The sequence below is a fragment of the Sediminispirochaeta bajacaliforniensis DSM 16054 genome (assembly GCF_000378205.1).
Taxonomy (GTDB): Bacteria; Spirochaetota; Spirochaetia; order DSM-16054; family Sediminispirochaetaceae; genus Sediminispirochaeta; species Sediminispirochaeta bajacaliforniensis.
In genome coordinates this window covers 169391-186186 of record NZ_KB899413.1, presented here as the reverse complement: position 1 = coordinate 186186, position 16796 = coordinate 169391, and the positions used below count along the sequence as shown (strand labels likewise).

Below are 16796 nucleotides of genomic sequence, written 5' to 3'. Positions count from 1 at the left end.
CATTGTTCTTTAACAGGGGAGCTATAAGGCGAGGAGTCGTATAGCTGACAGGGAAGGATTGCAAGATAATATGGTCAAGCGAATAAGGGTCCACGGTGGATGCCTTGGAGCTGTCTGGCGAGGAAGGACGTGGTAAGCTGCGAAAAGTCCCGGGGAGGAGCAAACATCTGCTGATCCGGGGATGTCCGAATGGGGTAACCCGGCCGTTTAGATGACGGTCACTGTACGGTGAATCCATAGCCGTATGGAGCGAGACGCAGGGAACTGAACCATCTAAGTACCTGCAGGAAGAGAAATCAAACGAGATTCCCTCAGTAGCGGCGAGCGAAAGGGGAAGAGCCTAAACCTATAGTGTGTAAGTTCTACAGCGTTGCATTATGGGGGTTGTAAGCGGTTTTCGGACTGGGTGTAGAACCGGTCGCGCAGTGATAAATCAATTGTATAGCGGAATGCTACTGGGAAGGGCAGCCAGAGAGGGTGAAAGCCCCGTATGCGAAATAGAATTGACTGCGTGGGAGACGAGCTTGAGTACGACGGGACACGAGGAATCTTGTCGGAAGCAGGGGAGACCACTCTCCAAGGCTAAATACACGACAGCTACCGATAGCGAATAGTACCGTGAGGGAAAGGTGAAAAGTACCCCGGGAGGGGAGTGAAATAGAACCTGAAACCGTGGACTTACAAGCGGTCGAAGCCATGTATACATGGTGACGGCGTGCCTTTTGTAGAATGAGCCTGCGAGTTACCGTATGTAGCGAGGTTAAGGGATAGGAGTCCCGAAGCCGGAGGGAAACCGAGTCTGAATAGGGCGAATAGTTGCATGTGGTAGACCCGAAGCCAGGTGATCTATCTATGGCCAGGTTGAAGCTCAGGTAAAACTGAGTGGAGGACCGAACCCTAGTCCGTTGAAAAGGGCAGGGATGAGCTGTGGATAGGAGTGAAAGGCTAATCAAACCTGGAGATAGCTGGTACTCTCCGAAATAGCTTTAGGGCTAGCCTTGCATGGACAGACGCGGAGGTAGAGCACTGGTTGGGCTAGGGCCCTTCACCGGGTACCAACCCCAGATAAACTCCGAATGCCGCGTGTTAATATGCAGGAGTCAGACTACGGGTAATAAGGTCCGTGGTCAAAAGGGAAACAGCCCAGACCGTCAGCTAAGGTCCCAAAACTATGCTAAGTGGAAAAGGAAGTGAAACGGCGAAGACAGCCAGGAGGTTGGCTTAGAAGCAGCCACACCTTCAAAGAGTGCGTAATAGCTCACTGGTCGAGTCGTTTTGCGCTGATAATGTAACGGGGCTAAGCATAGTACCGAAGCTACGGCATCGTCTTTGGACGGTGGGTAGGAGAGCGTTCCACATACTGATGAAGGTGAACCGGGAGGTTTGCTGGAGGGAGTGGAAGTGAGAATGCAGGCATGAGTAACGAAAAGAGGGGTGAGATCCCCCTCCGCCGAAAGCCTAAGGTTTCCAGGGTTAAGGTAATCTGCCCAAGGGTTAGTCGGCCCCTAAGGCGAGGCCGAAAGGCGTAGCCGATGGGAAACGGGTTAATATTCCCGTACCTCTTCCAATTTTGATGGGATGACGCATGAGGCGAAGCGAGTCCGGGCGATGGTAGTCCCGGTCCAAGCGATAAGCTGATGATTGGTGTAGGCAAATCCGCACCAAGAGGTGAGTCGTGAAGGCGAGTGTAGCTACGGCGAAGCGAAGCACGTGGAGTCAAGGTGACGAGAAATAATCTCTAAAGTTAGGTTGGAAGGGACCGTACCGTAAACCGACACAGGTAGGCGGGCTGAGAATGCTAAGGCGCTCGGGAGAACTCGCGTTAAGGAACTCGGCAAAATGCACACGTAACTTCGGGAGAAGTGTGGCCCTTTTTGGATGTTAAAGTTTGAAGGGGGTTGCAGAGAAATGGTTCAAGCGACTGTTTACCAAAAACACAGGTCTGTGCGAATCTGTAAAGAGACGTATACGGACTGACACCTGCCCGGTGCTGGAAGGTTAAGGGGAGTGGTTAGACCTTGAGTCGAAGCTGCGAACTGAAGCCCCAGTAAACGGCGGCCGTAACTATAACGGTCCTAAGGTAGCGAAATTCCTTGTCGGGTAAGTTCCGACCCGCACGAATGGTGTAACGACTTGAACGCTGTCTCAACGCGAGACCCGGTGAAATTGAAGTATCGGTGAAGATGCCGATTACCCGTAGTTAGACGGAAAGACCCCGTGAACCTTTACTGTAGCTTGGCATTGAAATCTGGACTAACATGTGTAGGATAGGTGGGAGGCTGTGAAGCATGGTCGTTAGGCTGTGTGGAGTCGTTGGTGAAATACCACCCTTGTTAGTTTAGGTTTCTAACGGTGTCCATGAAACTGGATAACGGACAATGTCAGGTGGGCAGTTTGACTGGGGCGGTCGCCTCCCAAAGAGTAACGGAGGCGCGCGATGGTCACCTCACACTGGTTGGAAATCAGTGCGCGAGTGTAAAGGCACAAGGTGGCTTGACTGCGAGACAAACAAGTCGAGCAGGTACGAAAGTAGGTCTTAGTGATCTGGCGGTAGCGTGTGGAAGCGCCGTCACTTAACGGATAAAAGGTACTCCGGGGATAACAGGCTGATCCTGCCCAAGAGTTCATATCGACGGCAGGGTTTGGCACCTCGATGTCGGCTCATCGCATCCTGGGGCTGGAGCAGGTCCCAAGGGTTTGGCTGTTCGCCAATTAAAGCGGTACGCGAGCTGGGTTCAGAACGTCGCGAGACAGTTCGGTCCCTATCTGCTACGGGCGTTGGATGATTGAGGGGAGCTACTCCTAGTACGAGAGGACCGGGGTGGACGAACCTCTGGTGTACCAGTTGTCGTGCCAACGGCATCTGCTGGGTAGCCAAGTTCGGAAGGGATAACCGCTGAAAGCATCTAAGTGGGAAGCCCACCTCAAGATGAGTCATCCCATCACCTTTAAGGTGACTAAAGACACCAGGGAGAAGACCTGGTCGATAGGCTGGAAGTCTAAGCATGGTAACATGTTCAGCTTACCAGTACTAATTCGTCGTGAGGCTTGACCATATTATCATGTAATCCTTTCCACCTTTGTGAATAAGATTTGTTTTTATTCGCCTGGTGACAATCGCGGAGGGGTCCCACCCGTTCCCATTCCGAACACGGAAGTTAAGCCCTCCTGCGCCAATGGTACTGCCATTCGGTGGGAGAGTAGGTCGTCGCCAGGCGTTTTTTTTATCCCTTCCCCATATCCTTGATCTAATTGCTCCAGCTCTTTACCATATAGGTATAAGGAGGCGGGCATGATAAAACATATTTTGGTTGCTGTAGACGGTTCCCCCCATTCTATGAGTGCTTTGCGCTACGGACTCGATATAGCCCGTAAGAACAATGCTTCGATTGAAGCCCTCTTTGTCATTGACCGGCGGAAGACCCAAATGCCCTATATGTATACCGGCGGAGCCTACGACATTTCGTATGAACGTATCTATATACCCCCAGATCCTCAAATGAGGGAGTTCTATGAAAAAATTCATGCCGATATCCGTAGTTTCGGCGAAAAGGTTATTAGCCAGTGTGAAAAAGAGGCTGAGGATGCCGGGCTTGAATGTAACGGAATGATAGAGGAAGGCTTTCCTGCCGAACTTATAGCCGAGAGAGGGCGGTGCGCCGATCTCATTGCCATTGGCCAGCGCGGCGAAAACGCACAATACAAACGTGATATGGTAGGATCGACAACGGAGGATCTGGTCCGTCGTTCCGTTCGTCCGGTACTTGTCTGTCCTGCGGAGCATTGGGCCATAGAGCGCATTCTTTTTCCCTATGACAGAAGCAGGAGTGCCGAGAACGCCTTGCGTTATTATATCAATAATTTTCATGAAACCACGGATCAACTTGTTATGATGACGGCATCCGAGGGAAATTCGGAGAATGATTCGCACGAACAGGAACGACGTTTTCTCGAAGAGCACGGTGTCACTCCGAAGATGCTTTTTACCGAGGGATCTCCCGTACATGAGGTCCTTGCCGCTGCAAAGCGAGAAAAAAGCGATATGATTATGATTGGGTCGCACGGCCGGAATAAGATTGTAGCCTATATTCTGGGTTCGACGACGACCATCGTATTGCGTAAAAGCGAAGTTCCTGTTCTTATCGTGTATTGACTCTTTGGCGGGTGCGAAATCAGTATTGCAAAATCACCCCGTCTCATTTATGCTGAAAAGACTATCGGGAGGAGAGATGGTAGAACAGGAAGAACGTCGAATGCAGCTGGTCAGCTTCCAGCTAGGAGAAGAACATTACGGAATAAATATTATGTCGGTGGATGGGATTGTGAGGGTCGAAGAGACTCGTCCTATTCCGAATGCTCCCTCGTATGTAGAGGGAATCTTCAACCTACGTGGTGAAATTATTCCGATCATCAATCTGCATAAGCGTTTTCATCTCAAACGAGCTGAGCTTAGCGAAGAAGATGAACTGCTCAGCGGTTTTATTATTATCGATATCAAGGGAATGAAGCTCGGCATTATTATTGATAAAGTATCGCGGGTTGTGACCGTCGATCTGAATAAAATGCAGCCTCCTCCTCAGATGCTCTCCGGAATCGGTGCTGAATATATTCAAGGCGTGTTCAACCGGGATGACGGTTATCTGATCATGCTTGACATTCTTCGGCTCTTCGATCCCAAGGAGTTGCAACAGCTGGAATATATCAACGAATAATTCGGAGCCGCATATATGATCCCGGTTTTCAGGCCCACTATTAAGCGGAAAGAGATGGATTCCGTACTTACTACCCTTGTTTCTGACGTAATCGGCCCTGGACCTGTCGGCGAAGAGCTGGTAAAGGTATTTGCCGATAAGCTTTCCGCCGGCGGGGGCTTTGCTTTTGCGACCTACCCCGATGCCATTGGTCTTGCCCTTTCCTCCCTGGATCTCGAACCTGGAAGTTCTGTCGTTGTTTCGGCTCTTTCTCCCGCCTTTTATCTCGATGAGCTTGCACGTTTTGGACTCGAGGCCTCCATTATCGATGTCAGTGAGGAGAACGGCTCTCTTTTTATTCCCGATGCCCTGCGGGCGATTGAGGAAGGGGCTAAGGCTGTGCTTCTTCACTATCCCCTTGGCTTTATTCCGGAAACCGAGCCGCTTGTGGAGGCTGGCGTTCCGTTGATTGAGGATGTGACTTCTGCTTTCGGAGGGCACGATGGTTCCCGTCTTTGTGGAACCGCAGGGGATTATGCGGTCATCGGTCTTGAACCGAATCATTTGATTACTGCGGGCGAAGGGGCCCTCGTGATCGCAAGAGGGCGTAAACAGCTTTCACGCCTGAAACAATCGGTTGAAGGCTCTTCGTGTGCCAGACTGATGCCCGATTTCTGTGCCGCCCTTGCCCTGGTTCAGCTCAAAGAGTCCGAGGGCTATTTCGAACGGCGAAAAGAACTTGCAGCTCTTTTTTCAAAGGCGGTCATGAAGGGACGACATAACATGTTGGTCCAGCCGGGAGAGGGAGAGAATGTTCACTACTCTTTTCCGATCATGATCGAAAGTAGCGTAAAAGATGTCGGCTCCTATGCCCGGAAAAAAGGGGTCGAAACCTGTCTCGCCTTTGCCGATTCGGTCATGGAGAGCATGGATGACGGATTCCCGAAGGCACGGCAGTTTATGTTGCGTTGCCTTCTGTTCCCTCTCTATCCGATGCTTGGGAAGAGCCAGGCCGAACAAATATCGAAAGTACTATCCACTCTTCCTTAGGAGAACCATGGAGCGTCTTATTCGAAAAGTGCTGATCATAGCAAATCTCCAAAAACCGGCCGCCGCTGTGCTGATGGATGAGATCGCTCTTTTCCTGCAGGAACAAGGGATTGATGCCATTCCCTTCGGTTTTTTCGGAAAGCCGGAGGATATTTCAACCGAGGGTGTCGATTTTGCCTTTTCTCTTGGTGGGGATGGAACCGTTCTCTATGCAGCACGGCTTCTTGACAACCTTGGGGTTCCCATTCTGGCTGTCAATCTCGGTAATTTCGGATTTCTGACCGAAATTTCCTCCTGTGAATGGAGGGAGGTCTTTGAAGGATATCGGCAGGGGGGCTTAGGTCTTTCCCGTCGTGTTATGCTCAAGGTTATAGTGGAACGAGGCGGAAAACGAATTATGACCTTTTCGGGTTTGAACGATGCGGTTATCAGCGCAAATGGGATGTCCAAAGTGGTGGAATTGGATCTTCGTCTCAACCATAATGAACTCGGAAGCTATCGAGCCGACGGAGTCATTGTCGCCACTCCCACCGGTTCGACTGCTTACAGCGTCGCAGCCGGCGGCCCTATTCTTGATCCCGAAATGGAAGCCCTTATCATTAACCCAATCTGTCCCTTTACCCTCTCGAATCGTCCTCTTGTCGTTTCCGGAAATGATGTCGCACAGATCAATGTGAAAAAGGATCAGCGGACCGATATTATCCTTTCTATAGATGGCCAGGAGGTTTTCCCTCTTCAGGGAGGGGACCTTGTCTTTTTTGAAAAGAGTCACAGCAAGGCTCTCCTTGTCCGTTCGGACAGGAGAAATTTCTTTGAGGTCCTCAGGTCGAAGTTGAATTGGTCGGGAGGTTCGGATGCTTGAGACGCTGACGATCCGTGGTTATGCCTTGATCGATTCCGCGAATCTTGATTTTTCCGAACATCTTACGGTCCTTTCCGGTGAGACCGGGGCAGGTAAGTCGATCCTTATCGGGGCTCTTTCCCTTCTGCTTGGAGGCAAGGGGGACACCGAATCGATTCGAGTCGGTAGCGAAGAGGCTGAGATTGCTGCAATGGTTCGGGTCGACTCTTGTGAAGGAGCCCTGAGGTGGCTGGCCGATCACGATATCTCGGACGAAGAGGGAGCGGTGCTGCTTCGCAGGGTGCTTAAGCGTAACGGCCGTGGTTCGTCTTTTATTCAATCCACGCCGGCAACGCTGAAGGACCTCCGTGATCTGACCGGTTTCCTCTTTGATCTTCACGGCCAGCATGAGCACCAATCCCTTTTTTCGGTGGATAATCATCGGCTGCTCCTTGATCGTTTTGCCGGCCTTGAAGAACTTGCCGGCGAGGTTGCTTCGCTTTTCACCTCTCTTACATCCCTCCATAAGGAGGTGGAGAGCCTTCGCAGCGATGAACGGGATCTTCTTCGTGAACGTGATATCCTTGAGTATGCAATCCATGAAATTGACGAGAGTAAGCTCGTCCCCGGAGAAGAAGAGGAATTGACACGAGAGCGTGATCTGCTGAGTCAAAGCGAGAAGTTATTCTCGCTATTGGAACAGTGCCACTCTGTTTTGGCCGAGACAAAGGGTGGGGCCCTTTCTCAACTTCGCGAAGCTATGCATGTTGTTTCTGCGCTTGCGGGTATCGACCCTTCGTTGCTGACGCAAAGTACCAGAATCGAAAATGCCTTCTATGAAATCGAAGATATCGAACAAACGCTTCGTGATTATCTCCAGACGGTAGATTTTTCTCCTGAGCGCCTTGATCGCTGCGAAGAACGGCTCCAGACGATCCATCGTCTCGAAAAAAAGTATGGAGAAGATCCGGCAGCTGTTTTGGCGTATCGCGAAGAAGCCGGGAAAAAGCTGGAAGCCTTTGCCGGACGGGATGAAGAGATTGCACGTCTGGAGGGGGAGCTCAAAGAGGCGGAGCGCCGCCTTGCCGAACGTGCACGGGAGCTTTCCCGTCGCCGTAAGGAGGCCGCTTCCCGTCTTGAGAAAGCAATCAGTGAAGCGTTGCGTTTTCTCGGAATGCCGAAGGTCCGTTTTACCGTATCGACGGGGTATCGGGAAGGAAAGAGCGGAAAACTTTCCTGTGGACCCCACGGTTACGATAGAATCGAATTCCTCATCAGTCCCAATGTAGGGGAACCCGAGCGTCCTCTGAAGGATATTGCTTCCGGCGGTGAGCTTTCCCGGGTCATGTTGGCAATAAAGAGTGTTCTGTCGGAAACCGATCAGGTCCAAACCCTTATTTTTGATGAGATTGATACCGGCATCGGAGGTGAGGTTGCGGTTGCCGTTGCCCGCTATTTGGCCGAATTGGGAAAGAAAAAACAGGTCCTTTGTATAACACATCTTGCCTCCATTGCTGTTCAAGCCGATAATCATGTTATCGTGGAAAAGCAGGAGCGAAACGGGCGAACCGTGACGGATACGCATCCTCTTTCCCGGGAAGAACGGGTTGCCGAGGTGGCCCGGATGCTGTCGGGTACAAGCGGCGGAGAGGCGTCATTGGAGCACGCTCGTCGTTTGCTTGAAACCTCTGGACGGCTGTAACAGGATCCAAGGAGCTTAGCGTGGGAAAAGTCAGCGGAGAAGCAAAGCGACGCTATTTTGAGAAGATAAAGGAATATAAGCTTGCCGTAGATCAGATCCTCCAGCGTGAAAAGAAATTGTTGGAGACCGTTGAAAATGATGAGTTGGGGGCAGGGTATAAAAAACTTCGCCTTGTCGACGAAAGCCTTAATTTGGTTTCCTACTATGTGTTGATGAATAATCTCTCCATGTCCCTTCTCGGCGTTCGGAATGATGCATTTCTGAACGATGCAAGAAAGGCCTGCTATAAAGCCATCATCTATCTCGAGGAAGTAGTCACGGGCTATCTTGATGTGCCCTATTCCGATTATGCCGAACAGGCGGAAAAGATAGGCTCATTCGACGACGAGAATCGTTGGCTTCTTGTTCGCAAATTGGGTTTTGCCGTTGATGCGGTAAAAGACGGTTTCGGTGAAAACAGCAAATGGAAGTGGTCCTTTGTTGAAATAGAAGGGCGTTTTGCCACCGTTTCAAAGAATTTACTTGATCTCAAAAATTTTGTTGCAAAGATGGATCCGCGGGAGGCGGGATACGAAAGCCGAATGCGCCATCTTAATTTGGTGAAGGGGCTTCTTGCAAAATCTGCCGATGGGTATCGTCAGAAATATGAACTATCTACCGGAAGAATCGATGATTTTAAACTTGCCATACGTTATTTAAGTGCTTTGAGGCGCTTATATATTCTTTTGGGAGATTCTACCGAAGCCGAAAACATTAAAAAGAAAATTGATGTGTGGAAGACAAAAATGGATAACGATAGAAAGCGACAGGAATCTTCGGGTACGAACAGGTTATGAAGCGACGCAAAACTTCGATTTTTCTCTTTATTGTGCTACTTTTTGTCTATCTCTTGCTTTTTGGAAGGTCGATTGAGCCCCGCTTGTCCGGGGTTCCTGTTTGGAGCCGTGTTGTTGCCGGGCAGTCGGAGGTTCTCGGGCATGCGGGGGATGATGTTCTCTCTTTTGCCACCGCTGATCATTTCGGGTATGTAACCGAAGAAGGAAAACTACTCTTTTTCTCCTTGGGGAAAGAACGGCTTGCCATGAACAAGAGCGGATTTTCCTACGGCGGGCGCATGTACGATGCCGGAGGCACTGCAGCCGGTATCGTTCCTTCAGGATGGTTACCTTTTTTTACCGCCCAGGGCTCTTATCTTGTTGCTTCCGATCGTCTGGCCATTGAAGAGGTTAGTCTTTCCGGTCAGGTATTGTGGGTAAAAAAGGTGCCCTCCCTTATTACCGCTTTTTCCGATACTCCTGATAGACGAATCCTCGGGACGCTCAATGGCGACACGTACCTCCTCGATTCGAAGGGTGCTCTTCTCTCCCACTTCGCGCCGGAGGCAAGTGGCGTGCCTGTCGTCTATGGGGTGGCTGTTTCTGATGCTTCCGATCGCCTTGCACTTGTTCGCGGAATCGAACCACAGAAGCTTTCTCTTTATGAGAAGGTCGAAGATCAATGGCAGCTTCGCAGCGAATGGAAGCTGCCCGGAGTTTTGCTTCGACAAACCTCGGTTCAGTTTCTCCGTGGAGGTTCTCTCCTGCGTCTTGATAGAGGAACCTCACTTCTTACCATGGACCTACTGAGTGGTGGCGTTAGCCGCTACAATCTCACAGGGAGGTATCTGGGCAGTCGTGATCTTTCAGACCCGTCGATCTCTGCGGTTCTTGTCGGCGGTTCGGAAGGCCATCTTTCACTTTTTGATGATAAGGGTTTTTCCTTTCTCGAGATTGGAATGAAGGGACCGGTATTCTGGTTCGGTAAAACCAGTCACGGCCTTCTTATCGGTTATCAGGATCGTCTTGCCTGTTTTTCTTTCGAAAGGAAATAGAAAATGAAATGTAGAAGCTTCTTGGTTTTGACGGCACTATTCATGTTGTTTTCCTCTTCCGGTTTGCTTTTCGGATATGAGTGGCCCTTGGAGAACCCCACGGTCGTTCTGGATTTTTGTCAGAACAACGGAAAGGCTTTTTTGCCGGGGGCGATGATTCAAGGCAGCATCAATGATGTTCGGGCCGTGGAATCCGGTAAGCTGATCTATTTCCAGCGAGAGGATGAGGCCCTGGACCAGTTACCTTCCGGGTATGATTCCTTTATTGTGCTGGAGCACGAGCGGGGAATTCGCTCTTTTTACGGAAATCTTGGCACGGTGAAGGTTTCACATGTCGAGGTGGAAAAAGGTGAGACCCTCGGCACCCTTTTGCTTAGCTCTTCAGGCAATCCGAGCCCACTCTTCTTGCAGATTCTTGATTATGAGTATTTGCGTTATGTGAATCCGCTTCTCTCTTTGCCTCCGCTTGAAGATTCGCTTGCACCGATCATCAGTGGGGTTCTTTTAAGTCGGGGCGATCAAACGATTACCCTTAATAGGGAGGCACGGCTGGAAGCAGGACGCTGGGAGGTGTTTGTTTCCGCCTTCGATCCTGTGGCGGGAAGCCGTGATCGAAAGGCTCCTTATCGATTCGATACCTATTTAAACGGAGAGTCGCAAGGCGACGTTTCCTTTGAGACCCTTGAAATGGACGGTGATTCCTTAAAGCTGATACGTACCGGAAATCTTACTGCGGATCGTTTGTATCAGAGGTCCGGTTATTATCGCATAGGAGAAATTATGCTGAGCCCTGGTGCCTCGACGCTGGAAGTGGCGGTTTCCGACTTTGCCGGCAATGAGACAAGCCACTCTATTCTTCTTCGGGTTCGTTGATACATGCCGGTTAGAACCTTTAGTAACCCGGCTGGAAATGAGCGATGCCTCGGGTATGCATGTCCGATCTGCGGTTCTTCCGTATTTAGCTTTTTGTGGGAGGTCGAGGGGGCCCGTTTCCATAGATGTTGCGGTTGCGGTCACCTTCAGCAATACCCGGTGCCGGTTCAGGAGGAGTTGAGTCTTCGTTACGGCGAAGAGTATCTCAGCTATGAACTGAGCAATGAAGAGGCCTTCTTCTCATTAATGACCAAGGCCTTGGATGATGTGGGTTTTTCCTCTATTACAACCTCACGAGGCCTTGCTGGTGGAAGATTCCTTGATATCGGTTGTGCGACAGGACGCCTCATTGAGCACCTTCGTGAGCATGGCTGGCGGGCCGAAGGGGTCGAAGTGTGTTCTCCGACTGCAAGATACGGCATAGAACACCGCGGCGTTCCTATTTCCATAAGCACTCTTGAACAGTCAGCCTTCGGTGATCAGGTGTTTCAGGTCGTGCATGCCAGCCATCTGGTCGAGCACCTGAGCGATCCCGTTGCTTTTTTGCAGGAGGCGCATCGAATTCTCGATAGGCGCGGCCTTCTCGTCCTTACAACACCCAACAGTGCCGGGCTGCAAGCGAGACTGTTCGGTTCCGGCTGGCGATCTGTCATACCCGACCATATCCACCTATTCGGCCGCAAGAATTTCTTGTCACTTCTTCGTTCCAACGGTTTTTCACCGATTTCTTGGAAAACATGGGGAGGTATCGCGAAAGGTCTGGCACCTGAAACCATTAAGCGTCCTGTCGATCGCTTTGCAAAATTGTCTGGCCTGGGTGATGTGATGATTGTCCTTTCCGAAAAAAGGTGACGAGAGGCTGACAGGGAAGAGAAGGCTCTTAATTGTTGGGCCGGAAAGTATTCTTTTCTTCCTCTTGTTTTTCTCCCTTTTTCCTTCGCATGTCGTCGGCATAGATCCCGAACCCCTCACAGAGGCTCAATATAGGCGCCATGGCCTCTTGGTCCCGCTTCGAAGGGGTCAGGCTTTCGACCTGTACTATCTTTTCTCTCCATATCTTAAGCTGATCGAAAATGATATTTTGCGCTATGGTAATATCTTCCTCTATCTGGGCCCTTGCCGCCAGGGCATGTAATTCGATGATCTCCCTGGCTTCTTGCATAGTAAGCTGTGGAGAAAGGGTCGAGAAGCGTTGAGACAGATAATAGGTAAAGCGACGGGATGCCTCTTTTCTGTCAAATTCCAATTTGTTGTTGACGGCAAAATCAAGAAGTTCCGCCAACTCTCGTCGATCCGCCGCCGACAGCTTTCTGTGCGGCAAAGGCATGATATGCTGCAGCCGCCAGTCCACGGCCACCTCAGCACTTTTTAGGACATCGGGGCTGATGGGAAGCCTCAGGGTCCTGGCCCAGTTGAGAACGTGTGTCGTCGGGCCGACCAATTCTCCTCCCGCCTTTCCGCATAGCCTCTGAGACGATGCGATGAGAAGATCGCTTAATGCGTAGCGCAACTGTTCCGGAAGGTGGGCAGCCCTGTCGTTACCGATGGAAATCTTTCTGCCGTACTGGTCCTCCGCATGAATATCCATCGGTTCATTTGGTCTAATGTGCGTAGTTACCGTGCACAGGTAGTGTTGTCCTGTTATCGTATTCACTACCTTTGCATGAGAGGTTTTTCTTGTTTTTTCTTCAGAAAGAAGAAGTGATTCCAACCTATAGATTCCGTAACGAAGTTCATCACTCTTTTCCCGATGAAGCAGGCGATTCATATGAAAAAAAAGTGCAGGCTCCAATTCTCCCGGAAGAATTCCATCTGTCAGGTCGTCGAGAATCTCTCCCCCGTTCCTGTGGTCGGGGAGGTTGCTTATTGCATATGACAGTTCGGTTTTTAGCAGTGTGTATAATTCTTCCGTTTCTCCGAGCTCCTGTGCAAGTTCGATGGCTCGCAATGCATAGCTCAAATTTTGCAGTGTCTCGATTCCCGAAATGTCGGAAAAAAACCAGGCGCAGGAAGTGAACATAAAATGCCTAAGTTTTTCACCTTCCAAAATGGTAAGCATTTTCGTTATGCTTTCTGTATCCGTTGCTATGCCTACACGTTGCGCAAAGGATAGAGGATCTCTCCTTGAGCAGAGAATTGCGGCATATTCCTTGACAATCTTTTCGGGAGGGAGAGAGCTTAGGGCCGATAATTGATGATTTCGGAATGCCTTTAGCTTGTGGCTGAGAAGGGTAAGTCCCTTTCTCAAAGGGCTGCGCCATCGCTGGTCCCAATCGGCCTTTCCTCCTGTTTTACAACCGCAATCCTTATACCAGCGGGAGACTCCGTGAACACAGCTCCAGCTTGTTCCCAAATGCTCTTCGCCTTTCCTTAGTCTGACTTCCCATGTGGGGGGATTCAGCTCAAGGTAGGTGGCGTAATTGGTAAACTCAAACTCCTCTCCCGCCCGTATCAACTTTGAGAGTGCCGCAAGGCACATATCTCCGAAGGGCTCATGATGGCCGTACACCTCTCCGTCGGTGGCGGCGTGGATCAGTTGAAGATGTTCGTTTTCGCTTTTTATCTTCAGGATCCTTGAGTAAAGGGTATCGGCACTTCTCAGGTAGTGATTGAAACTGATTCCGCCGGAGAGTTCGGCGTTGTAGAAAAAGGCTGATATGCTTCCTTCCTCTCCCTGTATACGGTAACTTCGATAATAAGGGACCGATTCTTTGCCGAGTTCGAGCCATGTGTCCGAGGGGCTTTGTCGTATCGCCTCACCCTGCCATGGTGCGAGGATGATGAAGGATATGCCTTCGGCGATCAAAAGATTGATAACCGTGTCGTTTACCCCGCATTCAGGCAACCACATTCCCTCCGGAGCCCTGCCGAAGTGGTGTTTGAAGTCCTCTATGCCCCACCGAATCTGAATTTCCGCATCTTCCGGATCGTCGAGGGGAAGAATCGTATGATTGTAGCCTTGTGCAAGGGCATTACCGTGTCCCAGCCTTTCTCTGCTTTTCCTGTCGGCATCGATGATCCTTCCGTAGACATTCGGGGCCTTTTCCTGAAGCCATCCCAGGAGTGTCGGACCGATATTAAACGAGAGCATCTCGTAATTGTTGATAATATCATCGATCCTTCCGTCGTAGCGGAGATAACGTGAATAGGCGTTTGCCGCGTAACATTCACGGGTTATCCTGCTGTTCCAGTCATGATAAGGGGCTGCCGACCTCTGAACGGGAACAATTCCTGTCCAGGGATTCATTCTCGGAGGCTGGTAGAAGTGGCCATGAAGGATCAATTGGGTTTTCATATAATAATTGTCGCGCAACTGTTAAGTCTTTGTAAAGCGTCTCTTTTCTACGGGTTGACAGGTTTCACTTATTTTCCTAGGATACTCTTTACTGTTACCGGGAGGTGGTATGACAAGGGAACGGTTGCTTACCCTTTCCAAAGAGACCTTGGTCGCCCTTGCTCGTCGGGAAGGGCTTTATGTGGAAGAGGATCTTGATTTTGACGGAGATGATCGGGAAGAGATAATCGATCAGATCATGGATGCCCTGGAAGAAGATCGCTCCGAGCGTATAGCCGGAAATAATTCGGCAATGCAGGCAAAGGGGCGAAAATACGATATTCTTCTTGATGAAGAAATCGTCTCTCAGGAGACCGAGGAATATCTGCTTCCCGACCACTATAACGAGACCAGAATCGTTTTGCTCCTTCGTGATCCTCTTTGGGCCTATGCCTATTGGGATATTCAGGACGTACGTTTGAAAAGTCTTTGTGACGAACCCTATTATGAGGGGCTTTTCCTGCGGGTCTATGAATTTTCTTCCGCAATACCAAGCAAAGACCATGTCATAGATTATTTCGATATTCCCGTCAAGGAAGAGGATGACAACTGGTATATAAGTCTTCCCAAACCCGGCGGTTTCTTTTGTGTCGATCTCCGTGGAAAGTCACTACATGGTGAAACATTACTGTGTCGTTCGAATATGATCAAAAGTCCTCTCGGCTATATCGCCGAGAATCAGGAAGATTTCTTTTCCCATCCCGACCAGATGAAGGTTCTCCTTTCCGGTTTGTGGGATTTTGAAGGGCGTGAGGATGAGCATGAGCGGATTCCTCAGCGGGTCCTGCAGATTCTCGATTATCAGGATTTGTCGATTGGTAACTAATGGAGAAATGGAGGCTTCATGAAAGGCTATCTCGGAATTATTCTACATGCCCATCTTCCCTTTGTTCGGCATCCTGAGTATCCCCGGTTTCTGGAAGAAGACTGGTTGTACGAGGCGATTTCTGAAACCTACCTGCCGCTTCTCCGAATGTTCGGCAGGCTTAAAGCAGATAAGGTTCCCTTTCGCCTGACCATGTCTATCAGTCCTACACTGTCGGATATGCTTGCAGACGATCTTCTTCAGCAGCGCTATGTAGATCATGTGAACAGGCTTATCGAGCTTGGCGAAAAAGAGGTGGAGCGCACGGCTTCCAATGGGGACTTCGCTCCCCTGGCGTCCATGTATCTGGGGTTTTACCGTCAAAACCTTGCCGACTTTGAGAACCTCTACAGACGGAATATCCTCTCCGCGTTCCGTGCTTTTGAGAAAGAGGGGTATATCGAAATCATCACCACGGCGGGAACCCATGCCTTCCTGCCGCTTTTTCAGCAGTATCCCGAGGCCGTGGATGCCCAAATCAAAAGTGCTATCATCAGTCATGGGCGTAATTTCGGAGCCCATCCCAAGGGATTTTGGTTACCGGAATGCGGCTATTATCCGGATTTGGAAAAACTACTGAAAAGTTCCGATATTTCCTACTTCTTTACTGCGGCTCACGGTATCCTTCTTGCCGATAAAAAGCCCCGCTACGGGGTTTATGCACCTATGCAGCTTCCGAATGGTTTAACGGCCTTTGGACGGGATTATCCTTCCTCCGAAGCCGTCTGGAGCAACAGCGACGGATATCCCGGTGATTACGTCTATCGGGAGTTTTATCGCGATATCGGCTATGATCTTCCGATGGAGTATATCCGTCCCTATATTCACGAGCCTGAGGTACGGGTGTATACGGGCTATAAATACTATGCGATCACCAGTGCCGGTGATGATAAACGTCCCTATCGTCACGAGGTCGCTTTACGAAAGACCCAAGAGCATGCAGAGAATTTTCTTTATCAGCGTCAGAATCAGGTTCGTAAACTGGAGGCGCTGATGGATAAGCCTCCCTTTATTATCTGTCCGTATGATGCCGAACTCTTCGGCCACTGGTGGTTTGAAGGGATCGATTGGCTGGAAAATCTCTTCCGCAAGATTGCGGAGTCCGGGGACGGGCTTGAAATGATCACCCCTTCTGATTATTTGAAGCGCCACGCAGACCATCAGGAGGGCACGCCCAGTTTTTCCAGTTGGGGGAACAAAGGCTATGCCGAGGTTTGGCTCGACGGCAAAAACGACTGGATCTATCGGCACGTTCATAAGGCGATAGAGCGTATGATCGAACTCGTTGACCGCTACCCCGATGAAAGTGGTCTGAAGGAGCGCGTGCTCAATCAGGCATCCCGCGAGGTTCTGCTGAGCATGGCTTCGGACTGGCCCTTCATCATGAAGACCGGAACGACCGTTCCCTATGCCGAAAAGCGAATACGCGAACATCTTCATAACTTCAACTTCATCTATGAAAATCTTTGCCGCAACACGGTGAATACCGAGTGGCTGACGAGGATTGAAAAGAAGAACAACATTTTCCCCGATGTCGATTATCGCCTTTTTCGCAAGCGTTAATCGTCCC

At 50.2% G+C, this 16796-nt stretch carries 12 protein-coding genes and 2 rRNA genes; 13 read left to right on the top strand and 1 reads right to left on the bottom strand.

Features of this window, described 5'->3' with window-relative positions; all coding sequences use genetic code 11:
• The first annotated feature begins 72 nt into the window (after positions 1-72).
• The 11 genes from F459_RS0109575 (at position 73) to F459_RS0109525 (ending at position 11879) form a co-directional block, all read left to right on the top strand.
• Positions 73-3056, top strand: a 23S ribosomal RNA gene (locus F459_RS0109575).
• 50 nt (positions 3057-3106) lie between these two features.
• Positions 3107-3217, top strand: a 5S ribosomal RNA gene (rrf, locus tag F459_RS0109570).
• Positions 3218-3292: 75 nt separating this feature from the next.
• Positions 3293-4153 carry a universal stress protein gene (locus F459_RS0109565; protein WP_020612512.1) on the top strand — a complete coding sequence of 287 codons (861 nt, stop codon included), beginning with the start codon at positions 3293-3295 and terminating at the stop codon, positions 4151-4153.
• Between the two features lie 76 nt (positions 4154-4229).
• The gene (locus F459_RS0109560) at positions 4230-4712 is read left to right on the top strand and encodes a chemotaxis protein CheW (RefSeq protein WP_020612511.1); all 483 of its coding nucleotides are present in this window, start codon (positions 4230-4232) and stop codon (positions 4710-4712) included.
• Between the two features lie 15 nt (positions 4713-4727).
• The gene (locus F459_RS0109555) at positions 4728-5741 is read left to right on the top strand and encodes a DegT/DnrJ/EryC1/StrS family aminotransferase (RefSeq protein WP_020612510.1); all 1014 of its coding nucleotides are present in this window, start codon (positions 4728-4730) and stop codon (positions 5739-5741) included.
• 7 nt (positions 5742-5748) lie between these two features.
• Positions 5749-6603: an NAD(+)/NADH kinase gene (locus F459_RS0109550; RefSeq protein ID WP_020612509.1), complete on the top strand. Its 855-nt coding sequence runs from the start codon at positions 5749-5751 to the stop codon at positions 6601-6603.
• Positions 6596-8284, top strand: a complete 1689-nt coding sequence (recN, locus tag F459_RS0109545; RefSeq protein WP_020612508.1) for a DNA repair protein RecN — start codon at positions 6596-6598, stop codon at positions 8282-8284. Before F459_RS0109550 ends, recN begins: the two co-directional genes overlap by 8 nt.
• A gap of 20 nt (positions 8285-8304) precedes the next feature.
• A complete protein-coding gene (locus tag F459_RS0109540; protein WP_020612507.1) occupies positions 8305-9120 on the top strand; it encodes a hypothetical protein in 816 nt (271 codons plus the stop codon).
• Positions 9117-10154: a hypothetical protein gene (locus tag F459_RS0109535; RefSeq protein WP_020612506.1), complete on the top strand. Its 1038-nt coding sequence runs from the start codon at positions 9117-9119 to the stop codon at positions 10152-10154. Before F459_RS0109540 ends, F459_RS0109535 begins: the two co-directional genes overlap by 4 nt.
• A gap of 3 nt (positions 10155-10157) precedes the next feature.
• Complete coding sequence (locus tag F459_RS0109530; RefSeq protein WP_020612505.1) at positions 10158-11027, top strand: M23 family metallopeptidase; 870 nt, start codon at positions 10158-10160, stop codon at positions 11025-11027.
• A gap of 3 nt (positions 11028-11030) precedes the next feature.
• Positions 11031-11879 carry a class I SAM-dependent methyltransferase gene (locus tag F459_RS0109525; RefSeq protein ID WP_026294978.1) on the top strand — a complete coding sequence of 283 codons (849 nt, stop codon included), beginning with the start codon at positions 11031-11033 and terminating at the stop codon, positions 11877-11879.
• Positions 11880-11907: 28 nt separating this feature from the next.
• Here F459_RS0109525 and F459_RS0109520 read toward each other — a convergent pair whose 3' ends face one another.
• The gene (locus F459_RS0109520) at positions 11908-14322 is read right to left on the bottom strand and encodes a DUF3536 domain-containing protein (RefSeq protein WP_033301507.1); all 2415 of its coding nucleotides are present in this window, start codon (positions 14320-14322) and stop codon (positions 11908-11910) included.
• A 109-nt stretch (positions 14323-14431) separates the two neighbouring features.
• Here F459_RS0109520 and F459_RS0109515 point away from each other — a divergent pair, with 109 nt between their 5' ends.
• Positions 14432-15187, top strand: a complete 756-nt coding sequence (locus tag F459_RS0109515; RefSeq protein WP_020612502.1) for a DUF4912 domain-containing protein — start codon at positions 14432-14434, stop codon at positions 15185-15187.
• 18 nt (positions 15188-15205) lie between these two features.
• Positions 15206-16789: a glycoside hydrolase family 57 protein gene (locus F459_RS0109510; protein ID WP_020612501.1), complete on the top strand. Its 1584-nt coding sequence runs from the start codon at positions 15206-15208 to the stop codon at positions 16787-16789.
• Positions 16790-16796: the final 7 nt, after the last annotated feature.